At 42.9% G+C, this 15674-nt stretch carries 15 protein-coding genes; 1 reads left to right on the top strand and 14 read right to left on the bottom strand.

Annotated features, from left to right (window positions below; translation table 11 throughout):
• Positions 1–104 precede the first annotated feature (104 nt).
• Positions 105–386, bottom strand: a complete 282-nt coding sequence (locus tag KQI32_RS08785) for a hypothetical protein (protein ID WP_216424734.1) — start codon at positions 384–386, stop codon at positions 105–107.
• 265 nt (positions 387–651) lie between these two features.
• Here KQI32_RS08785 and KQI32_RS08780 point away from each other — a divergent pair, with 265 nt between their 5' ends.
• Entirely contained in the window at positions 652–2988 is a 2337-nt protein-coding gene (locus KQI32_RS08780; RefSeq protein ID WP_216424733.1) for a chondroitinase-B domain-containing protein, read from the top strand.
• Positions 2989–3077: 89 nt separating this feature from the next.
• Here the strand turns inward: KQI32_RS08780 and hpf are convergent, their stop codons facing one another.
• The 13 genes from hpf to KQI32_RS08715 all read right to left on the bottom strand — a co-directional run bounded on the left by hpf (position 3078) and on the right by KQI32_RS08715 (position 15674).
• A complete protein-coding gene (hpf, locus tag KQI32_RS08775; protein ID WP_216424732.1) occupies positions 3078–3602 on the bottom strand; it encodes a ribosome hibernation-promoting factor, HPF/YfiA family in 525 nt (174 codons plus the stop codon).
• Between the two features lie 21 nt (positions 3603–3623).
• A complete protein-coding gene (locus KQI32_RS08770; RefSeq protein ID WP_216424731.1) occupies positions 3624–4463 on the bottom strand; it encodes a fumarate hydratase in 840 nt (279 codons plus the stop codon).
• An 18-nt stretch (positions 4464–4481) separates the two neighbouring features.
• The gene (locus tag KQI32_RS08765) at positions 4482–4892 is read right to left on the bottom strand and encodes a GtrA family protein (protein ID WP_216424730.1); all 411 of its coding nucleotides are present in this window, start codon (positions 4890–4892) and stop codon (positions 4482–4484) included.
• Positions 4873–5820 (bottom strand): glycosyltransferase family 2 protein, encoded by a 948-nt coding sequence (locus KQI32_RS08760; protein ID WP_177690563.1) that lies wholly within the window; start codon positions 5818–5820, stop codon positions 4873–4875. Before KQI32_RS08760 ends, KQI32_RS08765 begins: the two co-directional genes overlap by 20 nt.
• A 95-nt stretch (positions 5821–5915) precedes the next feature.
• Positions 5916–8984 (bottom strand): phospholipid carrier-dependent glycosyltransferase, encoded by a 3069-nt coding sequence (locus KQI32_RS08755; RefSeq protein WP_216424729.1) that lies wholly within the window; start codon positions 8982–8984, stop codon positions 5916–5918.
• Between the two features lie 9 nt (positions 8985–8993).
• A complete protein-coding gene (locus KQI32_RS08750) occupies positions 8994–10220 on the bottom strand; it encodes a U32 family peptidase (protein ID WP_216424728.1) in 1227 nt (408 codons plus the stop codon).
• Positions 10214–10873 (bottom strand): O-methyltransferase, encoded by a 660-nt coding sequence (locus KQI32_RS08745; protein WP_216424727.1) that lies wholly within the window; start codon positions 10871–10873, stop codon positions 10214–10216. The genes KQI32_RS08750 and KQI32_RS08745 overlap by 7 nt, the downstream gene beginning before the upstream one ends.
• 1 nt (position 10874) lies before the next feature.
• Complete coding sequence (gene mltG / locus KQI32_RS08740) at positions 10875–11879, bottom strand: endolytic transglycosylase MltG (RefSeq protein WP_216424726.1); 1005 nt, start codon at positions 11877–11879, stop codon at positions 10875–10877.
• Positions 11872–12825: a type II CAAX prenyl endopeptidase Rce1 family protein gene (locus KQI32_RS08735; protein WP_216424725.1), complete on the bottom strand. Its 954-nt coding sequence runs from the start codon at positions 12823–12825 to the stop codon at positions 11872–11874. Before KQI32_RS08735 ends, mltG begins: the two co-directional genes overlap by 8 nt.
• The gene (locus tag KQI32_RS08730) at positions 12822–13391 is read right to left on the bottom strand and encodes a 5-formyltetrahydrofolate cyclo-ligase (RefSeq protein ID WP_216424724.1); all 570 of its coding nucleotides are present in this window, start codon (positions 13389–13391) and stop codon (positions 12822–12824) included. Before KQI32_RS08730 ends, KQI32_RS08735 begins: the two co-directional genes overlap by 4 nt.
• Positions 13384–13923 (bottom strand): DJ-1 family glyoxalase III, encoded by a 540-nt coding sequence (locus KQI32_RS08725; protein ID WP_177690578.1) that lies wholly within the window; start codon positions 13921–13923, stop codon positions 13384–13386. The genes KQI32_RS08730 and KQI32_RS08725 overlap by 8 nt, the downstream gene beginning before the upstream one ends.
• A 14-nt stretch (positions 13924–13937) precedes the next feature.
• Positions 13938–14780: a GNAT family N-acetyltransferase gene (locus KQI32_RS08720; protein WP_177690580.1), complete on the bottom strand. Its 843-nt coding sequence runs from the start codon at positions 14778–14780 to the stop codon at positions 13938–13940.
• 9 nt (positions 14781–14789) lie between these two features.
• Entirely contained in the window at positions 14790–15674 is an 885-nt protein-coding gene (locus KQI32_RS08715) for a DUF2156 domain-containing protein (protein WP_216424723.1), read from the bottom strand.

Genomic DNA, 15674 nt, shown 5'->3' with positions numbered 1-15674 from the left:
TCCACAGTGCTTGTCTTTATTATATCGCAGGTAGCTACTCCTGCAAATATAATCAAAAACTTTAAGAAAGGAGATATAATTAAAACCACCCCTTTCGAGATGGTTTAATTATACGTGATAATATGCGTCTGTCCTTCCTCATTGAGCAGCGTCAGATAGTAATCCCAGCTTTTGATTGCTTTTTGGAGAACGGTTTTGTCATGATAATAGGGATTGAGGGGATTGTTTTTCGTATACAGGGCGGCATAGTAAACGCCGGTGCACTGTCCGTAAATGACAAATGTGCCGTCACCGAACAGTGATTTTCCATTTTCTTTTTGCTGGGCGGATACCTTGCCATAAATTTTTACCATCGTTTGGAGCATCGTTTCCTTGATTGTTTTCATTGTGCGTAACCTCTCGTTTTTCTTTTATTATTTCTTTTATTATATAATAGGAGATGCTGTTTGCAATATAATTTTTACATTTGGTCAAAATTGTATAAATTGTGGTCGCAATTGGCAGATAGATATCAAAAATAGACAATAAATTGGGAACGATTGATTCCATCACATCAATTTTGTGCAAATTATTTTCAAAATTGTCTAAATACAGACTGTATGAAAAAAGTTATAATAAAAGGGAAAGAAAGAAGAAAGGAAGACAGGAAAAATGAAAAAATATCTGGCGATGCTGTTGAGTATGGTTCTTTTTCTTAGTGTGGTACCGGTAAACGGATTGGCTGTAGAAATGGACGGCGGGTTAATCGCTGAAATTTCAGCGGAAGATGAAGCGGCTTTTTCACTGAGCAGAAAAACGGGCGAAGTGATGGTGAATAATGGACTGATTGAAGCCGTATCCTCAGAGAATATCGGTTTTGTAATCAATTTTAATGAGCCGGTTGTGGTAGAGGATCTGAATATGCTCCTGCGCTATTCGTTTAAAGTGGAAAGCAAGGGAACCTTGAAATATGTTTCCATGCGTGTTTATGGTGAGAATTCCTCTCTGTGTCAGACCGGTTATATGGGCAAGGAGCCGGAAAGCGGAAAATGGTATGACGGCGAAGCGGTTTTGGAGGATATTCAGTACCGTCTTGGGTCAGCACCGCTGATGCCGGGTGACAAGATCAAACGGATCCGGATAGATGCTATCAATGAAACCGGTGAGGAGGCAAAGGTTTTCATAAAATCTTTCTCTTTCTATCATCCGCAGCAAGAATCCATACTGTCCGAAGGACAGAAAGAGATGGATAGGGCGGAAGCGGCGGTGCAGTCGGCGAAACCGGGAGATGTAATTACCTTGAAAAACGGAACATATCGTAACGTTAGCATGATATTCCGCGGAAAAGGGACAGCGGATAAACCGATTACGTTAAAAGCCCAAACGCCGGGTGGCGTCAAAATCACCGGATCTTCCCGAATGATTATAGGCGGAGAATATGTCACGGTGGATGGCTTGTTGTTTGAGGGCGGCGATAAGAACAAGGCAATTATTTTTGCGCCCCTTTCTATCGGCTGCCGGCTGACAAACACCGCAATGGTAAATTGGAATAAACCCAATAAGGAAGATGTCACCAAATGGATTCAGATCTATGGAACCTATAACCGTGTGGATCACTGCTTTTTCAGAGGGAAAAATACACAGGGTCAGCTTTTGGAAGTGATGCGCTCTCTTAATGAAGAACAGCATAACCTGATTGATAACAATTATTTCGGCTATTACGAACAGGGAATAAAAAACGGATGCGAAACGGTTCGCCTTTGTAACACTACGGATACCTCGGCAAACTGTTTTTCGGTTGTGCAGAATAATTTCTTTGATAACTGCTCCGGAGAAAATGAGATCATCTCAAACAAATCCAATGACAATCGTTTTATCAATAATACCTTTTTTGACTCAAAGGGAGGCTTAAGCCTGAGAATCGGCAAGCGCTGCTTGGTGGAAGGAAACATTTTTGCCGGCGGAAAGAATGATTACAGCGGTGTCACTGGGGTGGGAATTATGGACGAGGATCATACTGTAAAAAATAATTATTTCTATAATATTACCCCGTCCTCCTATGCGATTGCTCTTACCAACGGCACGGATCCCAATCCGGCGGCCTATGAGCTTGTGAAGAATGCAAAGGTGGAACATAATACTCTTATCAACTGCGGCACCGGTATATCAGTCGGTACCTTCAGCTACCGAACAGACGCGGAATTTCCGCGGATTTATCCGCCGGAAGGAAACGTGACCGACAATTATCTGTTTAACAATTATGAAACCTACCAGGCTTTTTCTCTGGATGATCCAAAAACAACAAAAGTCACCTACAGCAACAATATTGTCACAGGAAACACGGCATATCAAACTGCCGGGATTCTTCAAAGGGAAATGGAACTGGAAAAGAAGGAAAACGGACTGTATTTTCCGAAAGAAAACATTGGCGCTGATTATGAGGTGGTATCCAAGGCTTACACCTCTCCAATGCAATTTCTTCCAGAATGGATCCAATCAAAGATCCTGTCAGGCGATCCGGATTATGCGGTGAATGAGCTTTCCATGGAGATCGAAAAAAAGGATGAAATTGTTCTTCTGGAACTGAATAACAATAAAGCTTATAATTATCTATGCGGCACCGAAGTGATTGATGAAAACTGTGAAATAACGCCGATTGAACAGGATGGCAGAACCTTAGTGCCGCTTCGTTTTATTAGCGAAACCTTTGGCTTCGAAGTCGTTTGGTTTGAAACAGAGCAAAAGGTAAAACTGAAAAAGGATCAGGGTGTCAATTACGTGGAGTTCTTCATCGGCAGTGATAAAATGACAAAAAATGGCGTTGAAAGCCAGCTGGACGTTCCCGCAATGCTTCTTTATGACAGAACCTATATCCCGCTTCGGGCTGCTGTTGAAGCGATCTCGAAAACCGTTCACTGGGATGACCGGGGATATATTCTAATCACGGCAAATGAGAAATTGCAGGTGGACAAAGCATATTTTGATAAGACGATTGCGCTGCTGCAATAAAAGAAAACGAATCGACGCGAATATTTTGTGTTAATAGGGAAAAAAGAAGAACGGCACAGAACATTTTTGTTCTGTGCCGTAATTTTGTACTATCTTGTTTCAATTAAACCGTATCCGCTGTTCTTTCTTTTATAAACAATATTGACATCATTTGTTTCCGCGTTGGTAAAAACAAAGAACTGATGGCCCAAGAGATTCATTTGTAAAATGGCTTCCTCCACAAACATGGGTTTTACAGAAACGGTTTTGCTGCGGATGATCTGAAAAGCGGATTCCTCCTCTTCCTCATCCGCATCATCTTCTTCAAAATACAGTCCGGAATTTTTAAATTTATTTTCCAGCCTGGTTTTATATTTACGGATCTGTTTTTTCAAATTATCAATACACTCGTCAAAGGAAGCATACATATTTTCAGTCGCTTCCTCCACCCGGAAAATCGTGTCACCTGCATACACCGTAATTTCACAGATGTTGCTGCCTTTTAAGTCGGTTAAAACAACATCGGCATTTGCCCCGTTGTCAAAGATCTTATCAAACTTAGACAGTTTCGCTTCGATCTTTTCCTTCATTCTGTCTGTTGCCTTAAATTTTCTCTCAATGATACGTGTGTTCATACAGTCCACTCCTTTAGTTTATTATATTATTCTTTCAATATGTCTTGTGACATGGCAGCTGATGTTAACTGCAACAGGCAGACCCGCTATATGAGTCGGGTAGTTCAGGATGTTCACTCCAAGGGCAGTTGTGTTGCCGCCAAAACCCTGGGGACCGATACCGAGTTGGTTGATCCGTTCCAGAATTTCACATTGCATATTGTAATAATATTCATTTTCAGGCTTGTGGTCAAGCGGAAGCAGCAGGGCTTGCTTGGCCAGCTTCGCACAGAGTTCAAAATCTCCGCCAATCCCCACGCCGACCACAATTGGCGGGCATGGATTGGAACCGGCATTTTTTGCGGTATCTATCACAAAATCAATAACGCCTTCTTTGCCGTCAGCGGGTTTCAGCATTTTAAGAGCGCTCATATTCTCGCTTCCAAAGCCTTTCGGTGCCACCGTTAGCTTTATCTTATCTCCCTGCGTTATCTGATAGTGGATGACTGCGGGTGTATTATCGTTGGTATTGATACGGTTTAAAGGATCACTGACTACCGATTTTCTGAGATAGCCTTTCGTATATCCTTGACGCACACCTTCATGAATCGCTTCTTCCAGATTTCCGAGAATATGTACCTCCTGACCGATCTCTGCAAATATAACAGCCATCCCGGTATCCTGGCAGATAGGCATTTCGGCGGTTTCGGCATACTGCGCGTTTTCCGCCAGCTTTTGCAAAGTATCCTGTCCCAACGGATTGATTTCCGTCTGAGCAGTCTGCTTCAAACGGTTCATCACATCACAGGGCAGATGAATATTTGCCCGGATACACATTTCCTTGATTGCTGCTGTGATTTCGTCACTGTTTATTGTACGCAAGAATGACACTCCTTAAACTTATTTATGATAAAAAACAAAGGCTTTTGAACCGATAAAATTCAAAATCATAGTAATAGCAATAACAATCAAATTTGCAAGATTGTTGGATAAAAGGGGATAGTCGGTTAAAAAATCCACTCTCGCAAGAAAGGGTGTGAACCCTTTCATCAGTCCAACGCTGACAGCCAGCGTTGCCAAATTCAGCAGAAGAAAGGCAATAAATTGTTTTCTTCCGTTTCCCTTCACCTGGAAGGTCCAGTTTTTGTTGAAAAAGAAACTGTTGACCATCCCCGCGGTATAGGAGAATGCCTTTGATGCAGTTGGCGGACAGCCGAAAAACAAAAACAGGTTAAACACAAGAAAATCAATTGCGGTGTTCAGAATTCCAACCAATCCGAATTTGATAAATTTACTCCACTCCTTCATCATCCAAATTTACCTTCTTATCAATAATGTAAAGAGGACGGTTTCTGACCTCATCGTAAATTCTTCCGATATATTCGCCGATTACACCCAAGAGAATCAGGATAATTCCATTAAATATCAACAGAACTGCAACAATGGATGTCCAGCCGGGCACCAGTCCCGCCGGATAAAACAGCTTCTGAATCAATACAAAAATCAGATAGAGAAAGCTGAGACCGGATATCAGAAATCCGAGGAAACTTGCAATTTTCAGCGGAATATAACTGAAAGAAAGAATTCCATCCATGGCAAACCGCATCATTTTTTTCAGCGGATACTTGGTTTCACCTGCCAGACGCTCCTCCCGCACATATTCCACATAAGTCTGCCGAAAGCCGATCCAACTGACCAGCCCGCGGATAAAACGATTTTTCTCCTGTAAGCGTCTGAAAACATCACAGACCTTTCGATCAATCAGCCGAAAATCCCCTGTATCAACCGGAATGTCAACGCTGGTCAAATGCTTTAACGTGCGGTAAAACAACTTTGCAGTTGCTTTTTTAAAGAGGGTTTCTCCCTTGCGTTTCAGACGCTTTCCGTAGACAACTTCATAGCCTTCCTGCCATTTTTTGATCATTTCTGGGATCAGTTCCGGAGGATCCTGAAGATCTGCATCAATGACAACAACCGCATCACCCGAGGCATAATCCATTCCGGCTGAGATAGCACATTGGTGTCCAAAATTCCGGGAAAAGCTAAGCAGCTTTACCGTTCTGTCTTTTTTTGCATAGCCGGCAATTTTATGCTCGGTATCATCCCGGCTGCCGTCATTGACAAAAATCAGTTCGTATTCCATTTCGATTCCGTCCATGACGGATTTCATTCGCTTATAAGTAACATCAATCACTTCAGTTTCGTTAAAAACCGGAATGATCACCGATATCTTTGGCATGTCCAGAACCTCTTTCTTTGTAGTTTTATTATACAACTTTCCGTCATAAAATTCGATAGTTTTTTGAAAAAAGTCACAAAAAATTCATCTGTCTGTTAAAAGATCCAAGTTGGTAAAATTTTCAGAGCATTGATATACCCTGTACTACATTCCAGACCGGATAGAACCGGATAGTAGACAAAAAACAGCAAAACAGCGGTTGCGGTGAAAGCGCATATGGCAATCACACTTCCTTTGGCGTTTTTATATCTCTTCAGATAGATGTCAAAGACATAGCAGATTCCCATTATCAAAAAGGGAACCGCGGGGAAGTAGTGGTAAATAAAAGTTGTTCTTGCCTCTGCCACTGGAATCCAGGGAAGAATTTGCACGATATATGCGATAAAGAGAAACAGCCCAATCCCGTTTTTCTTGTTTATCGTATCCTTCAGCATATACAGAACTGCGGCGAATCCTCCAATCCAAACAAGAGGATTGCCAAAAGCCGCAATGGTGCCTTTGATGCCCTCCGCATAGGGATTCAGGCTCTGGTAATACCAAATTGGTTTGAGATCCAGAATCCATTCATACCACTTGGAAGCAAAAGGATGGGTATCATTTAGTTTGGAATGATAATTGAACATATGGGTGTTAATCCGCATGAAACTGTCCAGATTAATGGGATCCTTCATACATATAAAATAAGGGATATAAACAATAAAGTAAACCGCTGCAGGGATCAGTACAAAGAAGCCGACGCCGCAGCTGAGCAGAACAGCAAGAATTTTCCCGAAATTTTTGTTTTCTGCCTTTGCCTGTTTCCAAATATTATAAATAGAAATGGCATAAATAAGGGCAAGGCCGACTCCCGCGTATGCGCCTGTCCATTTTGAGGAGATTCCAAGGGCGAACATCAATCCGCTCAGAAACAGGTATAATACATATTTTTTTAGATTGACCGCTTCCTTCGACTGTTCATAGAACCGGTACATAAAGTAATACATCAACAGAATGAAGAATACGATAAATACGTCGATTGTCGCAATTCTTGTCTGTGTAAAGTGCATAAAATCCACTGCGAACAGCAGGGTTCCCACGGTAGAAAGAAACGTGCTTCGAAACATCCGTTTGATGAAGAGATAGAGGATGGGAAGCATCAAAACGCCGAGAAGAGTCCCCATACAGCGGTATCCAAAGGGAGTCATTCCGAAAAGCTTTACCCCCAGCGCCATGATAAGCTTTCCAAGCTGGGGATGGGTGTTCTCATAGATGGTCAAGTCATGATTAAATTCATACGCAGTACGCGCATGGTATATTTCATCAAAATAGGTGCCGTTCTGACAAGTGGGATAGGAGGGAACCAGATTCTGCTCATCACTGAGTTCCGTAACGCTTCTGCCGTTTACCGTAACGGATAAGGGCATCACGGGCTTTCTTGTCCCGGCATCCAGAAAACCGGTTTCCAAAAGCTCAATGAAAGCATTGTCCGTTTTCTCGACTGTCAGCCGTATTTTCTGATAGTCCTGTTCCAGTTCAAATCGTTTCCAGGAAAAAACACTTCTCTTTTCAAAGTCGCTTATTTTTTCATAGTTCACTCCGTCTGTGGAACCATGAATGACAATATCTCCAAGATCCATTCCCTCAAATACCATCATTGCATCATAATTCCCCGGCGAAAGGGTGAAAGTGACGATATCTCCCTGCTTAAGGGCGATGCTTGTCTGAGGAGAAGCGGTATCTCCGAGATTGACAAATGCCAAAACACCGTATATCAGAGTGATGACAGCCATGATGATGTAATCGATTTTTTGAATTTTCTTGGTTTTCTTTTCCTTTAAAAAAGGAGTCGTCTTTTTCATAGAATCCCTCTTTCTAAGCGGATAAATCCGGAAGTATGTCAAATAGGACAAAACCAAAAAGGCGATGTGTACAGCTGAGAGAATCATGCCCCAGCCGCTGTCTTTCGGAATATGATTTACCTGATCAATGTAGGCCAGCACCAAATTCAGAAAATAGGTAACCGAGATTCCGCTGAATAAAATAAAAAGTTCTTTTCTTTTGTGAACCGCGTAAGCAAAGGCAAAAAGCAGAACACAGAAAAAGAAATAGCGCTCATGCATTTTAGCCGTCAGTGTGTAAACCGAGAGCAGGAATATTCCGGAGGTTAGAAAGACGGCTTTTTTTTCTTTGGTTCTTATGAAAAGCCACACGGAAACGATCACAATTGCCGTAAGCAGCAGAGTGCTCCATGTTCCATAGGTTAAAAACAGAAAAGGCGTGTTCAGTTCCGCCCAGTTGCCGCCGGAAAGAAAGTTTAAATTCAGAGCATTCACCGACGCATACGCGTAGGAGGAGAGGGTGCTGTAGTATTTTTCGATCAGTCCCGGCAAACAGTTAAAACCAAAGAAGGGGACGGATAAGATGTAAAAAATGGAACCGCTGAAAAGAAGCGTAATCAGATAATTCCAGAAAACAGTAGATACTTTGGAAAGCTTCTTTTTGCAGAATCCGAACATTACCTTGTCATGGTATGCGAAAAGAATCATGACAAGCGGGGTGAACAGAAAAGCCTGTGGTTTTACCAGTGCTGCCAGCGTAAAGAACAGGGCCGACCATTCCAGCTTTCCCTTTGTTCCGTATAAAAAACAGAGAAGAAGGAGAACACATAAAACCGAGTCCACCTGTCCCCAGACCGCGGAAGTCATGATGAGAGCCGGGGAAAATGCAAGCAGCAGGGCAAGAAGTATACCGCTTGCTTTTTCCCGTTTTGCAAAGCGGCATGCCATGACAATTAATCCAATATCACACAAAACAGCAGGCAGCTTCAACAGAAAATTTGCACCGGCCGACTGATAAGACAGATCAAAGATTCTTGTCAGAAATCCCAGTATGTATAAAATGTACAGATATCCCGGGGGATAATCACAAAAGCTGATGGAATCATAAAATTCCCGAAATCCGTTTTCAAATATATGATAGGACCAGCTGGCAAAACAGGACATATCCGTTCCATAACCCTTGCTGGAAAATCCAAACACAAAGCGAATGCAAAGGCCTGCACCTATGATAATAGCCATATAAGACATTTTATTCGCAGCGGAAAGCTTTCTTTCTTTGCGGTAGGTATACCAGCAAAAGAAAAGAAAGAAAAAGGATAGGATCAAACTGAGATAAAAATAGGACATGACAGCCTCCTAAACAAGCGGTTTCTTTTTTCGGATAAAGGAACCTGGATAAATTTTCTTATCACAGGGGATTTTTACTTTCATCTGAGGATGGGGAGCAACCTCAATGGTTTCGTTCCATTCGTTTTTCATATCGGTTATTTTCATGCAGTAGAACGGCTCGCCGGGCATCAGAATCTCGACTTCATCGCCCAGAAAGAAACGGTTCCGCTGTTCCAGCGTCAGTTCTTTCTTTTCATCGTCGTACGCTATCGACGTTCCAATTAATTCATAATCGCGTATATAGGAACTGGTTGCATAGACCTGTGCAGTATCCTTCGGTTTGTCAAAATAAAAGCCGGAGGTATACTGGCGATGGCTGATTTTCCTCAGCTCTTCTATGTGCCGGGGATCAAACGGTTTTCCCTCGAAATATTCGTCGATGGCGTCCCGGTATGCCTTCACAACCGTTGCCACATAATATTCGCTTTTTACGCGCCCTTCAATTTTAAAGGAGGTGACTCCTGCTTTGACCAGCTCGCCGATGTATTCAATCATGCACAGATCCTTGGAGTTGAAGAGAAAGGTGCCTCGGTCATCCTCATAGACCGGCATGTATTCGCCGGGACGTTTTTCCTCTACCAGACTGTATTTCCAGCGGCAGGGCTGCGCGCAGTCTCCCTTGTTGGAATCCCTTCCCGCCATATAGTTGGAAAGCAGACAGCGTCCGGAGTAAGAAACGCACATTGCGCCGTGCACAAAAGCCTCTATCTCCACATCCGGCACTTTTTGGGTTATCTCGTGAATTTCACGGAAAGAAAGTTCTCTTGCCAGAACAATCCGCTTGGCGCCCAGCTCTTTAAAAAAAGAAACGGAAGCGTAGTTCGTATTGCTTGCCTGCGTCGAGATATGGACAGGGAGAGAAGACGCTTTTTTGCGGACAATATCAAAGATTCCCATGTCCGCAACGATCACTGCGTCAATGCCGCAGTCTTGCAGCTCTTTTAAATAGCTCTCCAGCTCTTTTAAGTCGTCATTGTGTGCAATGATATTAAGAGCTGCATAACACTTTTTCCCCTTGGCGTGGGCATAGCGAATCCCTTCCTCCATTTCTTCTCTGGAAAAATTGTCGGAAGCGGTGCGAAGAGAGAACGCTTTTCCGCCGATGTAGACGGCATCCGCACCATAGTCAATTGCCGTTTTCAGTTTTGTCAGATCACCGGCAGGGGCCAGCAATTCCGGTTTTTTACTCAACATGTTGCACTCCTTTTGATTGATACGATAAGTCCATCGCCGATGGGGACGATGGAGGAAGTAAGATTGGTATGGCGCATCAGATAAGCGATAAAACGCTGCAGTTTATGGACAAGCGCCCTTTTTTTGCGGGGAATCAGTGCTTCGTTTGCCACCATTCCTTTATATAGGATATTGTCACAGATCAACAGGCCGCCCTGTTTCAGGAGGGGAAAGCACAGCCTGAAAAATTCAGGATATTTTCCCTTTGCAGCGTCAATAAAGACGGCATCGTAGCTCTCCTGTTTGAGAACCTTCAGAACCGTCAGTGCATCTCCGTGATAAACGGTTATCTTTTCACTTTTTTCGGCCTTTTGAATGTTTTTCAGCGCAAGTCCGGCCGCTTTGTCATCGATTTCAATGGTGTCGACCAATGCGCCGGTGGCTTCCTCAAAGACAAGGGAAGAATAGCCGATCGCCGTGCCGATTTCCAGAATTCTTTTCGGCTGCTTTAATTTTAATAGCATTTCAAGAAAACGCCGCGTCTCCCTGTTGATAATGGGGATGAAATTTTCTTTTGCATAGATCTCCAATTCAGCGAGAAAGGGGGTGGTATCCGGCGTATTCTGATTGATAAATTCTGTGATATATTGATAATTGATATTCTCTTCCAGCATACTATTTCAGCCCGTACTGTTCCATTAATTTTTGATGCTCCGCATAGGTTGTGGAAAAGTGCAGCTTTCCGTCGCTGTCATTGAGAAAATAGAGATAATCGGTTTGCTTCGGATTTAAAGCGGCGTCGATTGCTGCTTTTCCCGGGGAACAGATCGGACCGGCAGGCAGACCGGGATAGCGGTAAGTGTTGTAGGGGGAGTCGATCTTTGTGTCCTTCTCGCTGAGCACACTTTTTCGCTCTTTTAAGATATATTGCACGGTTGCGCAGGACTGCAGATATTTCAGACTGTCGGTGCGTTTTAATCGATTGTGAAACACACTGGAAACCAGATAAAAATCGTCTGTTGTCCTTGCTTCCCGCTCAATGACGGAAGCAAGGGTAATCACTTCATAATCCGTCATAGAGAGCTGATTGGCTTTTTCTGTCATACTCTTGCTGTAAATCTGTTCAAATCGCTTCAGCATTTTTTCAAGAATTGTGGTCTCATTATCCAGCGTTTTGGAAAAGGTATAGGTATCGGGAAACAGAAAACCCTCCAGCCGATTGTCTCCGAACGGAATCCCCTTCAAAAATTCGTAGTCGAAAGAATGATTCTTTACAGTGTCATAGAATTTGTTTTTATCAATCAGTCCTTCTTTTTCCAGTTTGTCCGCAATTTCACGCAGTTCAAACCCTTCCGGAATCGTGACGGCAACTTCATCAGAATCCGGTTTTGAGATCAATCCAAAAATCTCTTTGTAATCCGCTCCTTTGGGGATCGAAATGATTCCGGGGCGGATGGTTTCGATACTGCCGTGGAATTTGCTGTAAAGCTTAAATAAGAATTTGTTTGTGATAACCTTCTGCTCCTTTAAATCGCTGATGATGGTATTCAGATTATCACCTTGAGCCACTGTAATCTGCACATCGCTTTTTGCACTGAATACGGTGTTGATTTCCAGAATGGAATAACCCAGCACTAAGACTGCGACAAAGACGATTCCGATTATGATTTTTTTAAGCATAAAAGATACTCCCTCCAACAATAATAAACAGTGCAATCAGCAGGTAAAAGGAAGGCTTTGCAAAAAGCGCCTGCAGTGCAAGTTTAAAATTGTTCTCCTTAATATCGTGTTCAATAATACGGATGCTGTTCCGTCCGTCATTGATTTCCGTCACTTTTTCTTTGTAATCCACATAGTATTGAAGTTCCCTTTTCTCACTCCATTTTACAAACAGGGAAGTCAAAGGAAAGATTGCGATCAAAGATGCAAGCATAATGAAGAGGATAAAATCGTTATAAAAGTCATTAAAGACATCAAACTGGGTCGCATAGGTTAATACGGTCGCTGTTGTGTTGACGAAAAAATGGGCGATCATGGGATAGATAAGCCGATTTGTTTTTGCAGCCATCACACCAAACACAATCCCCATAACAAAAGGACCCACAAAATTTGTCACATCCATATGGAGCATGGCAAACATCAGCGCGGAAAAAACAACCGAACATTTTGTGCCGTATTCACGAAATGCATTAAAAATAACACCGCGAAAGAGAATCTCTTCACAGACACCTGGGATTAGCCCCATCACCACTATGCCGAGAAGAAGCCCTCCCGGTGTTGTAATTTCCGGGACTCTGTTTGAAATAGGTCCGATCCATTTGGTGACAGCGCTTATCACAGGCAGATTCAACGCCATTCCGGCGAACTGGCACACAACTCCCAAAAGCACCGTCAGCAGAAGCAGGCGATCCGGCCTGACATCCTTGTATACGTTACAGAAATAGGGTTTATCCTCATTCTTCATATAGAGAAATGTGGGAAGCGCGATGCTGAGAAGGGTAGAGAAGGCCAGGTAAAAAAACAAAAAGCCATTCACCTCAAAAAGGGTTGGAAACAGTAAATCCAGCAGGAAACGGATTGCCAGCTGTAAAAAACTGATCAGTACAAGCAGTGCCGTGATACTCATGATACGTGATGTTCCCCGCTTTCTGTCAGAATGATATCCACTTTTTGATCATGGCCTTCCGACGGAATTTCGTCAATCAGGCTCTGCTCGTAAGCAAAACCAATGGTTACTGCGTTCAGTGATTGAGACAGATATTTATCATAATAACCGCCTCCGTAGCCGACGCGATATCCTTTGCGGTTAAATGCTACCCCGGGAACCACGATTAAATCAATTTTTTCCGGAGGATAAGGTTTTTTTGAGGCAAAATTGGGCTCCAGAATCCCGCAGCATCTTTGACAAAGCTGGGTATTGAAATCCGTAATCTGAACGGCGTCCATTCTCTTTTCCACCTGATCGGTGAGGGGAACCAGCACAGTTTTTCCATCAGAGATAGCTCTTGTGATGATTTCGTTTGTATCTACCTCTGAGCTGTAGGATATGTAGATAAATATATTTTTACATGCCTGATAGACGGAAGAGCAAAGAAATGCTTTCGTGATTGCAGCATTGGCATTCTTCCGATAATTTTCTTCCAGACGGTTTCTTTTTTGAAGCATATGTTTGCGCAGTTCTTTTTTATCCATGACAGATGCTCCTTTTGATATGCTCTGCCAAATCCGGCGATTTTAATCGTGCAACAATGGCGATCCCGAAGTCAATAGCGGCTCCCATAGCTTTCGCAGTGACAAACTGCCCTGATTCCACACATTTTTCCTTCAAGACATCGGCTCCTTCCAGAAAGTCTTCAAATCCGGGGAAGCAAACAGCCTTTTCTCCCTTCAAAAGTCCGCGTTTTCCAAGAATACTCGGTGCGGCGCAGATAGCGGCAATCAAAAGATTGTTTTGACAGCAGTATTCGATCAAGGCGGAAAGCCGTTCGTCCTTTTCCAGATTCAGCGTTCCGGGCATTCCGCCGGGCAGGATGATACCTTCCAAATGCTCGGTGGTGATTTCATCCATTGAAATATCCGCTTTGACAGAAATCCCATGAGAGCCTTTTACCAGCGGTTTATCTATGCTGACGGTTTGAACGGCTATCTCGGCGCGGCGGATCACATCAAGACAGGCAATCGCCTCCGTTTCCTCAAAGCCGTCAGCCAAAAACAGATATAGCATAAATGAATTCCTCCTCAATTTAACATCAGATTCACATAATTTTTTTCTGTATTGAAAATTTTTTTAAAATGATTGTCCAGAATCAGAAGGGAAGCGTAAGGGGTGGCTTTTTCACCGCAGGCCGGAACAGTCAAAAACGCTTTTTTGCAGTTGTTTTCCGCCATATAAAACTGTATCGCCTTTTCGAGTGTATCCTCCGATTCAAAAAAAGATTCCATGACATACAAGATTTGTTTTTCTATATAAAAAATCAGATAACCTTCCTCAAATAGGTGAAATTGACATCCCTCGGGCTGATAGAAGGCAAAAAGTTCTTCAAAATCCTTTTCCTTCTTTTCACAGTAAAACTGGTTGTCCTGGTTGAGCTTAGCATAAAATTCAGAGAACTTTTTTGCGGAAAAAGGAAATTCTTTTTGTTTTTCCGTAGGTGTGTTGTTCCTTTCCATCTCACGTTTTTTTAGATAAAAATAGGGCTGAAAGCCGCCGTTTTTTTGATAGAATGCAAACAGGGATTCCGACGCTGGTATCAGAAAAGCGGCTTTATAACCCCTTTGCCGGATTGCATCAATTGCTTTGAATAGGATTTCTCGGGAGTACCCCTGCCCTCGGTATTCCGGTCTGGTCGCTACACCGCAGATGTAAGCCGCGGGAACAGAGCATTCACAAAAATAAAAATCGGCAGGGAAGAAGTACAGCATGGAGGCGATACATCCATCTATTTTCACCAGAAAGGTGTTTTCTGGTACATATTTTTTTTGGAAAAATAGATCGATGTAGAAATCGGTATCCTGAAAAATATTCTTCCATAAAGCTTTTAATTCGGCGGTATCATCCAAATTCGGATGTATAATCTGCATAATTACCTCCTAAAGCGGTTTTGCGTGAAACATTTCCAAAAGAAATTCCGGACGGTAACTCAGCTTCGCCTTTCGCAATCCTTCAATCCCCATATCCTCTTCCCGATTGATATATTTGGTGTCCGCCCATTCATTTTTTACAAATTCGTTGTTAATTATGGTGTAGGCGCCCTGATAATCGGTATTCGCCTTCTCAATATGGATCAACGCGGTTTCCTCGTTTAGACGCTCCCCAAGACTGAAAGCGACAATGGTGCCGTCCACACGGATTGCTCCGCCTTTCAGATTCAATTCCTCCATATGATTTAACGCTTCAATACAGCCTTTGACTTCATTGCGCAGAACAGCGTCTTTTTCACAATTCTTTTGTTTGCACCAGTCCTTGGCAATATCGACACATTCCATTGCCGCCTCATGGTCAAGATGAATGTATTCCCACTGATAAAGGGATTTAAATTTATTGATATGATTCCGTTTTCCATGAAGCTTTTTTCCGGCAAGGGTGGCGAGCGCTTCGGTAGAATAATAGTAGTTGTCGGAATTCCGGTCATAGGAAAAATCAAATTTTTCAGGATAGAGCTCTTCCAGCAATTCTTTTTGCTCTTTTGTCAGGCAGGAGAGGCGAAATTTCTTTCCATATTCCTGAAAAAGGTGTTCCGTCACAGCTTGCATTCCCGCTTTCTCCGTTTGGGGGAGCAAGAAATAGGTATGGTTTCCGGGGGTAAGCTCTCCGGTGATGACAATGTGCCCGTCTACAAGCCCATAGCGGATATCCTCAAAATTCCGCCAGATAAACAGATTGGCAAAGCTTTTGTAGGATGCATACTGCGGATTCGATTTATAATAATTTAGGAAAAGTTCCCTGTCATCCAATGTTATTTTTTTGAATTCCAA

This window comes from Acetivibrio sp. MSJd-27, from assembly GCF_018918095.1.
Classification (GTDB): Bacteria; Bacillota; Clostridia; order UMGS1840; family HGM11507; genus HGM11507.
Note: the sequence above shows the minus strand (reverse complement) of the source record. Positions and strands in the feature narration are given on the sequence as shown.